Genomic DNA, 17,908 nt, shown 5'->3' with positions numbered 1-17,908 from the left:
AGTAATTTTAGTTTGTTGTTTCTAAGCGTACTTCGCCAAGCTGAACGGAGAATTTATGCCGGAATTCACCCGGAATTATAATTTGTAACTTTTCTGTTTTACCAAGCCTGAAAGCTGTATTGCCGGGCGTTTTAAAGCTGAATGCCTGGAAACCCGGGTATGGCCGCGGCAGTAAAACCAGTTCATCCTTTTTAAGCGATGATAAGGGAATGCGGAACTGCCTGAACTGCTTATCAATTTTCACAACAGCACTGTAAGCATTAGCATCTTCATCAACCAGGGTAACCTTAAGTTCCGTCAGGGTATCTGCAGCGGCATTAATGATGATGGATCTGAATTCATCCATCCTGTACTGGTTTGCTGTAAATACAGGCTTTACAAACACCTCTGCTCCCCCCGCTTTAGCACCAAACAGATGCTTTAAATTAAGCAGCATATTACCCTGCGGGCCGGTTATATAATCGTAAGTATCGCTTTTCCATTCGGGTGAGTAAACGGTTGCCGTTGCCCGGTTGGCGGCAGGCTCATAAAGGCGGATACTGCCGTTTGGAGCAGATGAAGCAACTGCCGGTAAAGCTTGCGCTTTGTTAGCCTGGTAGCCTTGTGTAGGTGCCGGCGCATAATATTCCTTTATACGCAGGCTGCCTATTTTACCCTCAGCATTAAATGAATTGAATGCCGCTCTTTTGCGTTTAAGCAGGTAAACGCCGGGTTTTATAAGGATGTTACCGTTTTTTGCCTGTGCCGATATATCCTTTTTATTCATCTGAGTGATACTGAAAACGCCGCCTAAATCGGCAAGGCTGATCTTCATATCCCTGGCTTGGGTACTGATAACTGTTACGGCCCTGTCTAAAGAAGTCCTTTCAAACGGGTCGCGAACTTTAGTGGCATCCGGCATCACCTCCAGGCGCCATACGCCGTTGGCTACCTTATCTAAAAAGTAAGCCCCGGTGCCGTTGTATTTTACAACCGGTGACGAGCCCACGCCGGCTAAATGCTGCAACAGCTTAGGCTGTATGGGTAATGATGTGGTTGTGTTAGAATAATAAAATTTTGCAGGCGCATTCATTTCGCTTAGTTGCTGCTTATAGCTCACTCTAAATACGCTGAATGCGGTATCTGCAGGGTAAACGCCGTAAGATTTGTACATAGGCACCTGCTGAAAAACCTTGCCTGCAATAAGCAAGCTGATGGCTTTTGAGGGCGTGTAAGCCAGGTTAAGGTAATGTGTTTGGTATTCGGTATTGGCATAGGCCGTGCCCATAGGGTCATAAGCAAACTGGGTTGCCCACTGGAAACCTGCCGTTTTAAAACTGCGCGCCATGGCCGGATACATATAAGATTGCAGTACATCACCGGCATCAAATTCATAGATCATCCGCGCCTTGTTATTAAACGCAGGGATAGTATCAAACGGGATCATATAACGATCGACATTGGGCAGCATATTACCCAACTGTTGGTGGCCGGATACCAACCCGGTTGGATACCACTGAAAGCTGAAGCCATTGGCATTTGATGCTGCAATAGCATCCGCATAATAAGGCGACTCGCTGATGTTGTAAAATACGGGTTTGGTCCATCCGGTGCTTTTAATGGCGGCCATCATGCGGTTTACATAAGCTGTGGCCAGTTCTTTCGCCCCGCTGTGGTGCGGCTCGTTATTGATCTCGGTAGCGATAACAAACCTATCTGCCACATAGGTTTTTTTAGTGTATGGATTAATGTGTTTAAAAAACTGCTGCAGATAACGCTCTTGCGCGGCAATGGCACGTTGGTTTATCAGCGCCGCATCCTTGCCGTAAACATCAGAAAAGCTGCCGGTACGCTCATCCTTATCGGGATAGCCGTTGCCCCAGAAAGCAATGGGCGTAATGATGATGCGGATGCCCCGTTCCTCTAATTTAGATAACAGGTAATCAAATAACCGCAGATGCTCGTTCTGTTTTAAATTACCCAGCGAGTCGCTGATCTCGGTATCCCAAACGTGCACCCTAAAGGCAGTTATGCCCAAACGCGCCAGGTGATACACATCGGCATCAATGGCCTTTTCAATATCAAGGCCCAGTTTTTTATGCGACCGGTAACCATAAGCAAACGGAATAGTATAGTTTACCCCAAAAAAGCTGGCTTGTTTATCATCCCTTTGCAGCCGCATCACGCCTTTGGCATCTATATAGATCTCGTTGGCCTTATGCTTTGGCACACCTGTTTGCGCCCGGGCAATACCGCCCGGGCAATACAGGTATAAGCAGGTTAAAACTATTAAAGCCTTAAATTTCATCAGCTGGTGTTTACAACTACTTTAATAAAAACGCATCCATGGCGGCAGTAGGTTTGCCGGTTGCGTCAAACGCGCCTAATTTATATCCCTGCCAATCGTTATAGGCTTCGGGCTCCCAGTAAAATACGCCCAGGCCCTTGCCACCGGCAAGGCTGTTATTCTTCCTGATGATATCTGTTAAAAATGCTTTTGAAGCAGTGGCCTCTGTTGCCGGCATACCCACTTCGCAAATCATTACTTCTTTACCGTAGCGGGTTACCATATCATTCATATTGGCCAGGCACTGGATGTTCAGGCTGCGCCAGTTATCTGCTGTAGGGTATAACGACATACCCGTTACATCCCAATTGGCGCCATTGGCCTTCAAGCCGTCAAATATGAAACGGAACAGCGTGTTATCGAAACCATTGGACAAATGCACAATAACCTTGCTGCTGCTATTTACACTTTTTACCGCGGCATAACCGGCCTGCACCAGTTCGGCATAGTTTTTCATGTTGACGGATGCCTTGCCATCTTCCCAAAGCATGCCGTTGTTGGTTTCGTTACCAATTTGCACCCATTCAGGGGCGATATTTGCCGTTTTAAGGGCGTTCATGATGCCAATAGTGTAGTTGGTAACCGAGGTTTTTAGCGCAGCAAAATCCTGGTTTGCCCATGCGGCGGGTTTAGCCTGCGCTGCAGGATCGGCCCAGGTATCGCTGTAATGCAGATCAAGCATAATGCGGAAACCCATGGCTTTGGCCCTTACGGCTTTGGCCACCACATCGGCAGTACTGCTCCACTGGCTTGCCGGGTTAACCCAGGCACGTAAACGAATGGAATTGATGCCTTTATCCTTCAGGATCTGCAGCAGATCCTGTTGTGTACCAGCGTTATTATAAAATTTAAGGCCGCTGTTTTCCATTTCGGTTACCCAGCTTACATCTGCGCCTTTAGCAAAATTGGCGGCAAGCGGTTCATCCGGAAAATCCGGCGCGGTAATATCCTTAGTACAGCTACCTATTAATGAAGCACTTATAATACCTATGGCTATAAATAATTTTCTCATGATTTAGTTTTTGTTTAGCGAATACATGTAATTACCCGGATTACTCAGATCCAGTATAATGGTATAATTACCTGCAACAGTAACCGGGATATCTGCCCCTTCAAACTCTAAAAAGTTAGTAGGATTAGTTTTCTTATTACCATACTGAATTACCCAGGCGCCATTAGCCCTAAACTTGATCTTACCGGCAGTTAAATTTACCGTCACCTTCCATTGTTTGGTAGCCGGGTCATAAGTCATGTTGGTATCCTTGTCCCATCCGTTCGGTGTAGCATCACCAACTACACCAAAGGTAGTTTTAGTTGCGTTCCAGGTATTTGCCTTGGTATCAGCCTTTAGCAAATAATAACCGGCAGACGGTACAAATAAATTTCCGCTTGCACCGGCAGCAAAAGTACCCTCTGCTGTGGTGCCGGTATTGCTACTGCTGGCCCATCCGTATTGCAGTTTCCATTCGGTATCTGCCGTATATTTAAAATTAAAGTCGGTAGCAGCAGTAAAATCCACATAACCTTCATATTTCCCATTGTCGGCTACGGATGCAACCTTAGCCGCAGTAGCCGGTGTCCAGCCCTGGTAAGCGCCCGGTACGTATAATGATGGGTAAGCAATGATTACAGAATAGGTGGTTACGGTAAGCTTAAGCACATTACTGTAAAGCGTACCCACACCTGCCCGCAATTCCGATTTTATACGGGCTTCCAAACCGGAAGCCCTACCTGCTGCGTATCCCATTAAAGCCAGTGAATTGTTTAAATCGCCAACGGTAAGCTTTTGGGTGTTTGCCGATGCATCAATGGTGTACTCTTTTGGTGCGGCAAAGTTATTACCTTCCTTATCCAGCTGTAGTGTATATAATACTGCTGCGCTGTAGCCGTAGCTGGCTTTGTTAAAGTTAAATGCAACAGCTTCGCTGGCTGCGTTATCACTGCTTAATACCAGGGTGTTGGCAGATGCGGTTAATGCAGGTGCGGTACCATCGGTTGATTTAACCATGATATCGTCCCTTTTGCAGCTGCTGATAACAAGCAGCACTGCAAACACGCCGAATATGGTTTTCATAAAATTACTTTTCATATCTGTATAGATCATGTATGATTAATAGCCGGTGTTTTGAACAAGGTTTGGATTGGAGATGATATCTGATGAGGGCAGCGGAAACAACACGCGATAAGCTTCTACCCCCCTGCCGTTTTTAACGCCGCCTTTCCAGGGCCAAAGGTAATTATCGCCTGTGAACCTGCCGTAACGGATCAGATCGCTCCTGCGAAAACCTTCCCAGTACAATTCGCGTCCACGTTCATCAAGCACATCATTAAGGCTATATGAACTGATGTTGCCGCTGTTATTGCCGTAAGCACGGGTACGCAGCAGGTTTATATAATCAACACCGGTTTGGTCTGACCCTGTACCACCACGTTTTACTGCTTCCGCATAAATCAGGTACATTTCTGCCAGGCGGAACAGCGGGAAATCTGTTGATGCATAAACACCATTAGCCGAAGCGGGCGTTTGGCCACCCGAGGTAATGTTTTTAAATTTGGTTACGGCCAGGCCATCGGTATAAACCGTCAGGTCTGTCATTTCTATATTGCTGCCTGCAAACATGGCGCGTTTATCTGTTGCGCCGCTATAATCTGCAAATAACAAAGGCAGATTTTTGGTTGAGCGCATACCGCCCCACCCGCCGTTTGGTACACCAAATTTTTTAGGGTCGAGCGCGGAATTAATAGCAGCGTTGATTAGGTAAGTGGTACCGCCATAGCTTTGGGTGTTTACACCATCATAATTCAGCGCCAGGATAGTCTCGGGGTTGTTAACATTATTATCACCCAAAAACAGGTTAGCATACGTTGGGTTTAAGGAATAACCGGAGCCTATAACCTTTTGCGCCGTAACAGCAGCATCGGTATAACGGCCCTGGCCTGTGTAAACCTCCGCATTCAGGTAAAGCCGTGCCAGCAACGCATTAGCCGCTGCTTTATCGGCACGCCCATACTCATTCTGTTTTGCGTCAACCAGTAAAGGCTCTATCGCTTTCAGTTCCGTTTCGATGTATGCGAACAAGTCTGCACGCTTTATCTGTTTTGGGATAAACTTGCCGCCTATCGGGTCATTTTCGGTCACAAACGGCGGGTTACCGAACATATCCAGCAATACCCAATATTCGTACGCTCTTAAAAACCTTACTTCGGCCTGGTAATGGCGAATGTTATCAGCCTCTGCACCGGTAATATTACGGCTGCTTAACTTAGCATCTGTAGACTCGCGGATAAACTCGTTACAGGCAGTAATGTGGTACATGCTACGGCTATACAAACCACGGATCAGTACGTTAGTAGATGTCCAGTTCATCAGGTGAAAATCCTGCAAACCCGGGTCATTCCAAACAATGGCTGCCTCGTCGGTAGTCAATTCCTGAAAATTCCAGAACAGGCGTAAAAAGTCCGACGTTCCCTGATCGATACCGGCAATATCGCCCGTTGCTGCATCCGGGCCACCGTTGCCGGTTAACGCAAATGCACCATACATTTTGGCCAGCACCTGTTTATAACCTGCAGGGTTAGCGTAAGCAACATCAGCTGTAATGGCGTTGGTTGGCACCCTGTTCAGATCCTTCTGGCATCCGCCTGATAGTATAACCAGGGCAGATAAACATATTATATAATTTAATTTTTTCATGGTCTTAGTTTAAAAATCAAGGTTAACACCTAATACAAACGTGCGCGGCCTTGGGTAAAAATTGTTATCGATACCGGTGCTTATTTCCGGATCGAGGCCCGAGTAATTGGTGATAACAAATACATTTTGGCAATTGGCATTTAACCGCAGCCCGATATTATTTTTAGGGCCGAATATTTTACCTGCGTTATAAGATAGGCCCAGGTTATCCATTCGTAAAAAGGATGCGTTCTCTACATAGTAATCACTCAGATACTGGTTATTGTCAAAGCCCGATCTAAAGATCTCGGTGCTGGCATTCCCCAGGTAACCTGCCGGGTTTAAGATGCTGCGGGTTACGCCTATATTGGCTTTTACGTTGTTGTAAACATAATTGCCCAGGTTGGCGCGTAACACGGTAGATACCGACCATTTTTTGTAGGTTGCCTGTGTGCTGAAACCTAATATGTATTTAGGTACAGATGATTTAAAACGATAAAGGTCTTTCTCGTTAATAATATTATCGCCGTTAAGATCCTGGTAAATACCTTCTAACGGTTTACCCGCTGCATCATAAACCTGTTTATACAGATAATAGGAGAACGTATTGTAACCTACCGATTGAATTTGCACCGTGTTACCTGTACCACCCGATATGTTACCGGTAGCGTTTCCCGGAAAAGTGGGGTTATTTACGGCAGTAAGATTGGTTATTTTGTTGTTATTGTAGGTTGCATTAAAACCTGCTTCCCACGTAAAATCAGGCTTGCGGATAATGGTACCGTTTAAAGCAAACTCAATACCCTTATTTTCGATATTGCCCACATTGGTGGTAATAGTATTGCTGAAATTTGAGCCCAGCGGGATAGGGATATTACTCAATAGATCTTTAGTTCTTTTGAAGTAAACATCTACACTACCGGTAATACGGTTACCCAGGAAACCAAAATCAATACCTGCATTATAGGTAGCAGTTTGCTCCCATTTGATGGATTTATCGTAGGCGGCCGGTGCATACATCCCGTAAAAAGTATCGCCCAACTGATATTTGGCGGCAGCAACGCTCAACGAATAAGTTGGCAGGTATGAATAATATGGAATTCCCTCCTGCTGGCCGGTGATACCATAACTTAAACGGAGTTTTAAGTCGCTTAAAGTATTAGATTCTTTCAGGAAGTTTTCCTGGCTAACCCGCCAGGTAAATGCTGCCGATGGGAAAACACCCCACCTGTTTTCGGGCGCAAACCTTGATGAACCGTCTGTACGGATAGATGCTGCAAGAATGTACTTATCGGCTAAGGTATAAATAGCACGGCCATAGTATGATATCAGCGTATTCTGCGGTTTATCAAACGGAAAAGCCGGTTCAGACCCTGCAACAACATCGCCATTGGCATTGCGGCTTGGGTAGTAAAATATCTTAGTTAAAAAATCATAATAACCATAACCGGCTGTTACGTTGATGTTACTATTGATGCTTTTAAGATCGGTAATGTAGTTAAGGTAAAACTCGGCAACCTTATTATTTACATTTTGCTGATATCTGTTATTTAAACCGCCTACAGCAAAGTTTTGGGCTGCATTTGCCGGTACAAACGTGGTACCCTTTCCGTTAGATACATCGTACCCTAAATTTAAATTGGCATGCAATTCCGGTAAAAAATGCATCGAATAATCAAACTGCGCGTTGCCGTAGCTGCGTTTAACCTCGCTGTTATCATTACGCTGCGCCAGTAAAGCTATAGGGTTACGTGTAGCGTTGGGGTTTGGCACCTCGCCGTTAATATCTGTCCATTCAAAATAATTACCGAAATTGTTTTTTACATAAACCGGCTGTGTGGGGTCAAAAGAAACAGCGGCACCAATTGCACCCTGGTTAGCAAAGCGGCTATTGGTAAGCGCACCTTTAATATTAACATCTATTTTTAAGTGGTTATCCAGCAAACGCGGGTTTAAGGTGATACCACCGGTGGTACGCTGTAATTTATCGGTTACCAGCACCCCCACCTGCTTTAAGTAACCGCCCGATACACGGTAAGGGATACTTTTATAAGTACCGCTGATGCTAAGGTTGTTATCGGTACCTAATGATGTCTGATAAATTTCATCCTGCCAGTTGGTATTAGCTGTACCCAATTGCGCAATTTGCGCCGGTGTGCCGTTGGCGTTTACATACTCGCGAAACTGTGCTGCCGAAAGCACATCTACCTGCCTGCCGACCTTGTAAGCCGATACCTGCGTGCTGAAATTGATCTTTGCTGCGCCTGAGGTACCTTTTTTTGTAGTAATTAGTATTACACCGTTAGATGCCCTTGAACCGTATATGGCGGTTGCCGATGCATCTTTAAGTACCGTAAAGGTTTCAATATCGTTCGGGTTGATCAAACTCAGCGGGTTTGAAGCACCCGAGATGGCGTTATTGCTCAACGGCACGTTGTCCACCACAATCAGCGGGTCGTTACTGGCCGTAAGTGATGCCCCGCCACGTACCCTGATGGTACTGCCTGCGCCGGGCGCGCCACCGTTTGACGTAATGCTGATGCCCGGTACTTTGCCTGCAATCAATTGCTCGGGCGTGGTTATACTGCCTTTTTGGAAATCTTTAGATGTTACTGTAGAGATAGCTCCTGTTAAATTCTTTTTTTGCTGCGAACCATAACCGATAACCACCACTTCGTTAAGGCCGGTGGCGCTGGGTTTAAGGGTAGTATTAAACCGGGTTTCGCCGTTAACGGTAATAGTTTGCTGCACCGTTTGGTAACCAACAAACCTGATGGTTAAAACAGCATTGCCATTGGGTAAACCGGTAATGCTGTACTTACCTTCAACGGTTGTCATGGCGGCTTTGTCGCCAACGGATACCGTGGCACCGGGCAATGGCTGGTTTGTTTCATCAAGCACCACCCCGCTTACACTGCCGGTTTGTGCCTGCACACATAATGCAGAGAAAATAAACACCAGTAAAAGTGTTAGTTTTAGATAAAGTTTTTTCATTAAATGGTTATAATTGGTTTGTGTGATTTTGTAAGGCGGTACCGGATAATATACTCTTATATAAACGCAACATTATCGCAAAGTTGTTTTTATAAAAAGTAAATTTGGTTTAATTGGCCTAATACAAATCGATTGCAATGTAGGCACCACAGCTATTAAAACTGTTGTTCAAATCAGCATAAAAATTGTTCAAATCAGCATATTTATTGGGTAAAACAATATAAAAACGGAATATTTGCAAAAATAAACCGATCAATTAAACATTTATAAATTAAACGCTAAAGGCTGCACTTTATCAACTAACAGATATGCCAGCCGCAATTTTGTATGAATACGATCAGGGCATGCTTCAGCTATGTTTTTACCTGCACTTGCAAAGCGCTGATGCCTGTTGCTATATTAATATTTATAAGTGTTTACTGCTTTGGGCAACTGCCAAATATTACTTTTAAACACATTAATTACGAGCAGGGGCTATCTAACAGTACCATACAGGGCATTACACAGGATAGCCGGGGCTTTGTATGGATAGGTACACGCGACGGCCTAAACCTTTACGACGGTTACCGGATGACGGTTTTCCGCAACAATAAAGGTGATAGTACTACATTAAGCGATAACTATATAACCTGCTTATATACCGATAAGCAAAACACCCTATGGGTGGGCACACTTAACGGCTTAAACAGGTACAATGCAGCTACCAAAAACTTCACATCCTACTTCAATCAGCCGGGTAAAAATGGCGGGCTGGCGGGCAATGTTATCAATTGTGTGATGGAAGATGCCGGGCACCAGCTTTGGGTTTGCACGGATAAAGGCGTGCATATTTTAGACAAAAAAAACGGAAAATTTAGGCATTTAAACGCCCCCGAAACGTCCCAAAACGCCCCTTATATACTCCAGGACAATGCCGGCAACATCTGGATAGCTACCGCGGGTGGTTTGATAAAATACAACCCCAAAACCAAACAATTCAAAACGCACATCAACAACCCTGCGCTAAACATTAATTTTATACAGCAGGATAAAAGCGGCAATATCTGGCTGGGCACAAAAGGCAAAGGCTTGTTGGTGATAAAACCAGATAACTCTTACCGCACCTACCGCCACACCGATGCCAACCCCAACAGCCTGGGTAACGACCAGATCTTAAGCTTACTTTGCGATAAACAAGGCCGCATCTGGGCAGGCACTATTAACGGCGGCCTGAACTTGTTTAACCCAACAACACAAAGCTTTAGCAATTACACCTATCAGCCGGCAAAACCGGGCAGTTTAACCCAGCGCACCATATCTGCCGTATTTGAGGACAAACAAGGCAATTTTTGGATAGGCACACACCGCGGCGGGGTTAATTTGTATAACCCCGGTATTAAAAAGTTTGCTGTTTACCGGCAGGAAGTAACCGGCAACAGCCTGAGCTACAACGATGTTAAGTGCTTTGAAGAATACCATACCGGCCAGATATGGGTAGGTACAGATGGCGGCGGTTTAAACCTGTTCAATCATCAAAGGCAAACGTTTATCACCTACCGGCATCAGGCAAATGCCCCTACCAGCTTAAGCAGCGATGCCGTACTGGATATTACCCAGGATAGCCAAAAACGGCTTTGGATAGCCACCTGGGGCGGCGGTTTAAACCTCATGAACCCGGCTACGGGCGCATTCGTCAGTTATAAAAACAACCCGGCAAACCCCGCATCCATCTCATCAGATTTTGTGCAGAACACCTACCAGGATAAGGCCGGCAACTTATGGGTGGGTACATACTTTGGCGGCTTAAACCGTTTTAACCCGGCAACAGGGCAATTTCAGCGTATTATTAGCTCCCCTGCAGGTAAAACCAGGTTACAAGGCAACAATATTGTGGCTATTAACGAAGATGCCAAAGGCAACCTGTGGATAGGTACAGACGATGGCGGTTTGAATTGCCTGCGCAAGCAATCGCAGGAGTTTGAACATTACTTTGATAAAGAAAGCAAGAAACCCGATATCCGCGCCATATTTACCGACCATAACGGCAATTTATGGATAGGCCAGTCGGGATTGTATAAATATGATGAACAGCGCAATACCTTCTCGCTTTTTACGCAGCAGGCAGGGCTGGGGCACGAATTTATTAAGGGTATTGAAGAAGATGATGATCACAACCTGTGGATCTCTACCTCCAACGGCCTCATTAAGCTAAACCCGGCTACCAGGCAAGCGCATCAGTATAACACCAGCGATGGCTTGCAGGCCATGGAATTTGAGGTGAATGCCGTAATGAAAACCAAAAAGGGGCAGCTATTTTTTGGCGGGATAAATGGCTTTAATGCATTCTATCCCAGCCAGATCAAAAGCAATACCTACGTGCCGACGGTTTACATCACCGGTTTTCAGATCTTCAACAAAGAGGTATTGCCCGGCAAAGATTCGGTTCTGGAAAAAGACATCAGCCTTACCAACCGCATCAAACTGAATTATCAGCAATCCAGCATAACCTTTTCATTTGCCGCCCTTAACTACTTAGCGCCCGAAAATAACCGCTTTGCCTACAAGCTTACCGGGTTTGATAAAGGCTTTAAATACAGCACCACCGGCCCGCAGGCATCTTACACCAACCTTGACCCGGGCGAGTACACTTTCACTGTAAAAGCTGCCAATAACGATGGCATCTGGAATAACACGGGTAGATCAATTATGATCATCATAAGCCCGCCATGGTGGTTAACCTGGTGGTTTAGGCTGTTCATATTAGGGGTTACCGCAACCGCCGTTTATTATATGATCAGGTATCGCCAAAACCTGAACCTGAAAAAACTGGAAGAACAAAAGAAAGAAGAAGTGCATCAGTTACAGCTGCAATTCTTCACTAATATTTCGCACGAGTTTCGTACACCGCTAACACTGCTGCTGGGGCCTTTAGAAAAACTGTTAAGCACAGGCACACATCCCGAGCAATCGCGCACCTATCAACTTATGTACCGCAATGCTACCCGGTTAATGAACCTGATCAACGAGCTGATGGACTTTAGAAAGGCAGAATCGGGCGCCCTTAAACTAAATGTTACTCCGGGCAATATCACGGTGTTTATGGAAGAGATAACCGATGAATTTAACATTTGGGCAGAGCATAAACACCTGAATTTCAACCTGCAAAATTACGATACCGGGGATAAAGAGATATTTTTTGACAGGCAGCTTTTAGAAAAGATATTGCTTAACCTGATAAACAATGCTTTTAAATACACCAATGATGGCGGTGCCATAACCGTAAAGCTATTTTTTGATGCAAGCGAATTTACGCCATCCTACCAAAACGAACTGAAGATAACCAATACTTACCAGGCTAAAAAAGCGATGTATATTTTGGTGGCCGATACCGGTATAGGCATCTCTGCCGAATCTATTAAACACCTTTTTCAGCGCTATTACCGTATTACGTCGTCGCACTTAGGGTCCGGCATCGGGCTGGCATTCGTAAAAACCCTTACCCTGCTGCATAAGGGCTGCATTAATGTGTACAGCGAGCGCAATAGCGGTACCGAGATCCTGATCACGATACCTGTTGATGAGGCCGACTATACTGCAGATGAACTTTGGGCAGGCAACCAGAAACCCGTACTGCTGGAAAGCGTAAGCACCGATTTTCAGCAGGCAGAAGAGCATGACTTACCGGAGCCGGCCGGCACTGCACGTACAAACACCGCAGTAAAACATATTTTACTGGTTGAGGATAATACCGAACTGCGTACTTTTTTAAAAGAAATACTGGGGGGCGTTTACAACATCATCGAAGCAAAGGATGGCCGCGAAGGGCTGGCCCTGGCGCAGGAACACTTCCCTAATATGATCATCAGCGATGTGATGATGCCCGGTATGAACGGTATAGCGCTTTGTAAACGCATTAAACAGGATGAGCAAACCAAACATATCCCTTTTATTCTGCTTACTGCAAAAGATTCGCTGGAAGCCAAATTAGAGGGCATAGAATCGGGCGCAGATTTTTACTTCTCTAAACCGGTAAGCATCAACCTGCTGCTGCTTACCATTCGTAATGTATTTTTACAGCAGGAGAAATTAAAACAGCGCTATACTCATAGTTCGCAGGCGGATGCCCGGGAGATCGTGCATTCGGGCAAGGATCAGCAGTTTATGGATGAACTGGTTGCCGTGATTGAAGCGCACCTGGCAAACCCTACCCTTGATGTTGATTTTTTATGCAACAGCCTTAACATGAGCCGCACTAAATTATATGAACTTATTAAACGGCTTACCGGGCAGTCCATTATCGAATTTATTCGCACCATCCGTTTAAATAAAGCGGTTTACATCATCACACATGAGGATGTTGCCATATCAGAAGTATTGATGCGGGTGGGTATTCAAACACAATCGTACTTTACCAAAGCTTTTAAAAAGGAGTTTGGTAAAACCCCTTCGCAATTTATTAATGACCTGAAAAAATAAAACCCTTGCAACATTATTTGTAGCTGTAAGTGTTTAACTCTAATATTGCGCCAATTATATATTGCATTGTATGGCAAACACCGTGCTCATCATCGACGACGAAAAAAAACTGAACGATCTGCTTTCGCGCATCATCGGTTTAGAGGGCTTTACGGTTATGCAGGCCTACAACGGTAAGGACGGGCTTAAAATACTGGAGCGCGAAGATGTACAGGTAGTAATAAGCGATGTAAAACTTCCGGACGTAAACGGTGTAGACCTGGTAAAGACCATCAAAAGCAAAAAGCCCTATGTAGAAGTAATTAACCTTACCGCTTACGGCACTATTAATGATGGCGTACGATCTATCCAAAACGGGGCCTTTAATTATATTGTTAAGGGTGATGATAACGATAAGATCATCCCGCTGCTTAACCAGGCGGCAGCAAAGGCCCAAATACAGCAAAATACCTTTAACGCCGATAAAAAGGCAAACAGCAGGCATAGCTTCGCACAGATCATCGGGCAATCTAAACCCATCGTCGAAGCGGTGAACCTTGCCCGCAAGGTAGCAGCCACCGATACCACCGTTTTACTATTGGGCGAAACCGGCACGGGTAAAGAAGTTTTTGCATCGGCCATACACCACGAGAGCCAGCGCAGGCAAATGCCCTTTGTGGCCATTAACTGCAGCAGCTTTACCGGCGACTTGCTGGAAAGCGAACTTTTTGGTTACAAGGCAGGGGCATTTAGCGGGGCTAATAAAGATAAAAAAGGCCTTTTTGAAGAGGCGCACCACGGCAGCATATTTTTAGATGAAATAGGCGAAATGAGCCTGGACCTGCAGGCCAAGCTACTGCGGGTGTTAGAAAGCAAAACTTTTATTAAACTGGGCGACACCCAAACCACCAGGGTAAACATCCGCATTATGGCGGCCACCAACCGCGACCTGCAGAAGGAAGCCGAAGAAGGAAAATTCAGGCTGGACCTTTTTTACCGGCTTTCGGTGTTTACCATATCGCTGCCATCGCTTAACGAGCGTAAGGACGATATTGAGTTACTGGCCAAATATTACCTTAAACTTTTTACAGATAACGCAGGTAAGCAGGTGAAATTTGACTCCGACTTTTTAACCCTGCTAAAAACACACCAATGGAAGGGGAATATTCGCGAATTAAAGAACGTGATGGAACGCGCCGTTATACTGGCCGATGATATATTAACGCCCAATACCCTCCCCCCGCATTTTAATAACCAGGTTACTGATAGCAATGCGCTCGATCTGCAAAGTATCGAGCGGCAGCACATCAGTAAAGTGCTGGCTTACACTAAAGGGAACAAAACCGAAACCGCCCGTTTGCTTGGCATCGGCCTAACTACGCTTTACAGAAAAATAGATGAGTATAATTTAACAAATTAACCTTATACCATTTATCTGTTCAGTTAATTTTAAATTTGCGGCAACTAAAGCGGCGGTTTATTTTTTAAAACAAGCCGCTACACCTGCCAATATTTTTTTGTTTATGACCAAACCGGTACACCCTATTTATAATTTACATTTTGCACTGGTTTGCTTAAGCTCGCTTTTGTTTTCGGCAAGTTTTAATATGCTGATACCCGAATTGCCTGCCTACCTCAGCAGTATAGGCGGCGGCGAGCATAAAGGGCTTATTATTGCGCTGTTTACGCTTACAGCAGGCATTTCGCGCCCATTTAGCGGCAGGCTAACAGATACGCTTGGCCGTGTACCGGTTATGGCGGTAGGATCCTTAGTTTGTTTTGTGTGCGGGTTTCTTTACCCGGTACTCAGCAGTGTATCCGGCTTTTTATTCCTCCGGTTATTGCACGGTTTTTCTACCGGGTTTAAACCCACCGCTACGGCGGCCTATGTGGCAGATATCGTTCCGAAAGAGCGCTGGGGCGAGGCTTTGGGCTTCCATGGCATCTGCTTTAGCACGGGGTTGGCTATAGGGCCGGCCATCGGTAGTACCATCAGGCTTTATTTTTCGCTGAATACCTTGTTTTACACCTCATCATTCCTGGCGCTGATGTCTATCATCATCCTGATGAACATGAAGGAAACGCTTAAGGTAAAACAAAAATTCAGCTTGGCGCTGCTTAAAATATCCCGCAGGGATATTATAGCGGTTGAGGTATTGCCGGCAGCTGTGGTAACGCTTTTGGCTTATGTAGCCTATGGCGCTATCCTTACCGTTATACCCGATTGGAGCCAGCATTTAGGCATCGTAAATAAAGGCTTATTTTTTATGGTGTTTACAGTTGCTTCGCTGCTGATACGTTTTGTGGCAGGCAAGGTATCTGATAAATATGGCCGTATTTATGTAATTAACACAGGGCTGGTACTGCTGGTTATTGCGCTGGTAATTATTGGCTTTGAAACTACCGCCGCAGGATTGCTGGCCGGCGGGGTGGTTTATGGTATTGCTACAGGCATCCTCTCCCCTGCCCTTAACGCCTGGACGGTAGACCTGAGCCACCCGCAATACCGGGGCAAAGCTATGGCCACCATGTATATTTCTTTAGAGGCAGGCATAGGTTTAGGGGCTTTGGTATCGGGTTGGTTTTACCAGGATGTGATTGGCATGGTGCCGCGTATTTTGTACGCTACGGCGGTAATTACAATTTTAGCGATCGTGTACATGCTATTCCGGCCTAAAACACCGCCAAAGCAGCAACACGATATGCTGATGGAGGCCGAAGTTTAACCGGTTACCTGTACAAACCCGCAATCCTGAAAATAAAGTAACCATAAGTAAGCATCTGCCAACAGGTTATCTGCTACCTTACCATTGGTTTTTAGCGCTGCTAAAGCATCATAAAAAGAGGATTGATCCTGGCATGCCTTTAACAGTAAAAATTGCATTTCGGTAACCTCTTCTACCACTATCCGGTAGTTTTTGCGGCTAATGGCCATAAAGGTTTTTTGCGGCAAAGGCAATTCATATTCTTCTTCGCGGTAAACGGCTTCAAAAAAGGCTTTCATCGGTAAATCCATTTCCAGCAGCTGCAGGCACTCCGGCACTTTGATATTTATCCCGCCAAAAAACAGATCATGCATACCAACTACCGCATTATTAACCGCCTCGTTTTCCGTTCCGGGTGCGCGCATGGCTACCTGCCGGGCACGTTCTACCCGGGCTAAGGCTGCCGGTATTTCAAAGTAACTGTTATCCTCAACTGTTTCGGCCTGCGGCCTGGTTTTATCCAAAAAATCCGGAAAGGCGGCGCCCAGATCATACAACGTAAACGAGGTAGAAGGATGGTACATAAGGTAGGCTTTTGCAAAGCTATCAAACAGCTCATCGCCCATAAACTTTTTACTAATGGCATAATCTGCATACATGCAATCCAGCAAACGCAGCATATAGCCCGAACTGTAAACATTTAAACGCGCCTGTATCGTAGCTGTGCCGCCAACAACTATTACATCCTGTTCATCAACCTGGTATAAATGATTGGCTAAACCAATTTTTTGCTTTAAAAAGCCGGGCGCCATCACTATTGTACGCAGCCAGTTTTGCAGCAGGGCAGTATCCTGTTTAACCATTTGATGCCTGCAATTGAAAATCTACCGGGTTAGGTACCGGCAGGTGTGGTGAACGGTACACCCCCTGCTGCGGTGTATTTCCTTTTAATACCTCACGTGCTTTAAAAAGTTCTTCCAGCAGTTCGGGATACTCGGGGATCCTGGCGTCCCACTCCAGCAGGGTACTAACACCACCCGTTAACTGGTGCGCCTGATGAAATAACTCCCAAACCTTTGCCGGCACAGGCTGGTCATGCGTATCTACCAGCAGGTCGCCGCAATCTGTAGGGCCCGCCAGGTGCATCTGCACAATATGCTCATGCGGCAGGCTGTCAATATATTTAACGGCATCAAAACCGTGGTTATGTGCCGATACAAAAACGTTGTTTACATCCAGCAGCAGGCCGCAGCCGGTTTCTTTGGCCAGGGCTGATAAAAACTCCCACTCGGGCATGGTTGATGCTTTAAACTGCAGGTAGGTTGAGGGGTTCTCCAGTATCAGCGGGCGTTTAAGGTAATCCTGAATTTTCAGCACCCGTTCGGCCACATGGTCAAGGCTTTCTTCGGTCATGGGCATGGGCAGCAGGTCGTGCGTATTGGTATAGGCAACACCCGTCCAGCACAGGTGGTCAGAGATCCATTCCGGTTCAACCACCTCGGCCAGCGCCTTTAATTTTTGCAGATAAACGTAATTGATGGGGTCGGTACTGCCAACAGATAACGATACGCCATGCATTACAACCGGCACCTGCTTGCGCACATGCATCAGCACGTGGCTGGCAAAGCCAAAATCATCCATAAAGTTTTCGCTGATGATCTCAAACCAGTCTACCCCTGCCGGGTTGTTCAGCAGATAATTAAAATGCTTGTTGCGTAAACCCACGCCAAGGCCCAGATTTGGCAGGCCCAGGCGTGGTTGATTAAGTATGCTCAT

The 17,908-nt window shown here is 45.7% G+C and carries 10 protein-coding genes; 3 read left to right on the top strand and 7 right to left on the bottom strand.

Annotated elements, in window-relative coordinates:
* Positions 1-7 precede the first annotated feature (7 nt).
* The 5 genes from E2R65_RS12855 to E2R65_RS12835 are packed head-to-tail and all read right to left on the bottom strand — an operon-like array spanning position 8 to position 8,993.
* On the bottom strand, positions 8-2,287 hold the full coding sequence (locus tag E2R65_RS12855; protein ID WP_134336875.1) for a cellulase family glycosylhydrolase: 2,280 nt from the start codon (positions 2,285-2,287) through the stop codon (positions 8-10).
* Positions 2,288-2,303: 16 nt separating this feature from the next.
* Complete coding sequence (locus E2R65_RS12850; protein WP_134336874.1) at positions 2,304-3,338, bottom strand: glycoside hydrolase family 53 protein; 1,035 nt, start codon at positions 3,336-3,338, stop codon at positions 2,304-2,306.
* Positions 3,339-3,341: 3 nt separating this feature from the next.
* The gene (locus E2R65_RS12845; RefSeq protein ID WP_158285279.1) at positions 3,342-4,415 is read right to left on the bottom strand and encodes a SusE domain-containing protein; all 1,074 of its coding nucleotides are present in this window, start codon (positions 4,413-4,415) and stop codon (positions 3,342-3,344) included.
* A 21-nt stretch (positions 4,416-4,436) separates the two neighbouring features.
* Positions 4,437-6,020: a RagB/SusD family nutrient uptake outer membrane protein gene (locus tag E2R65_RS12840; protein WP_134336872.1), complete on the bottom strand. Its 1,584-nt coding sequence runs from the start codon at positions 6,018-6,020 to the stop codon at positions 4,437-4,439.
* 9 nt (positions 6,021-6,029) lie between these two features.
* Positions 6,030-8,993, bottom strand: a complete 2,964-nt coding sequence (locus E2R65_RS12835; RefSeq protein ID WP_134336871.1) for a SusC/RagA family TonB-linked outer membrane protein — start codon at positions 8,991-8,993, stop codon at positions 6,030-6,032.
* Between the two features lie 327 nt (positions 8,994-9,320).
* On the opposite strand from E2R65_RS12835, the gene E2R65_RS12830 reads away from it, so the two are divergent.
* From E2R65_RS12830 to E2R65_RS12820, 3 genes are all read left to right on the top strand, one after another.
* On the top strand, positions 9,321-13,448 hold the full coding sequence (locus E2R65_RS12830) for a hybrid sensor histidine kinase/response regulator transcription factor (protein ID WP_229704614.1): 4,128 nt from the start codon (positions 9,321-9,323) through the stop codon (positions 13,446-13,448).
* Positions 13,449-13,518: 70 nt separating this feature from the next.
* Entirely contained in the window at positions 13,519-14,847 is a 1,329-nt protein-coding gene (locus tag E2R65_RS12825) for a sigma-54-dependent transcriptional regulator (RefSeq protein WP_134336870.1), read from the top strand.
* Between the two features lie 103 nt (positions 14,848-14,950).
* Positions 14,951-16,153: an MFS transporter gene (locus E2R65_RS12820; protein WP_134336869.1), complete on the top strand. Its 1,203-nt coding sequence runs from the start codon at positions 14,951-14,953 to the stop codon at positions 16,151-16,153.
* Here the strand turns inward: E2R65_RS12820 and E2R65_RS12815 are convergent.
* A complete protein-coding gene (locus E2R65_RS12815) occupies positions 16,150-16,995 on the bottom strand; it encodes an HvfC/BufC N-terminal domain-containing protein (RefSeq protein ID WP_134336868.1) in 846 nt (281 codons plus the stop codon). The genes E2R65_RS12820 and E2R65_RS12815 overlap by 4 nt on opposite strands.
* Positions 16,988-17,908 (bottom strand): MNIO family bufferin maturase, encoded by a 921-nt coding sequence (gene bufB / locus E2R65_RS12810; protein WP_134336867.1) that lies wholly within the window; start codon positions 17,906-17,908, stop codon positions 16,988-16,990. The genes E2R65_RS12815 and bufB overlap by 8 nt, the downstream gene beginning before the upstream one ends.

Source organism: Mucilaginibacter phyllosphaerae (assembly GCF_004378255.1).
GTDB classification, from domain to species: Bacteria; Bacteroidota; Bacteroidia; order Sphingobacteriales; family Sphingobacteriaceae; genus Mucilaginibacter; species Mucilaginibacter phyllosphaerae.
Note: the sequence above shows the minus strand (reverse complement) of the source record. Positions and strands in the feature narration are given on the sequence as shown.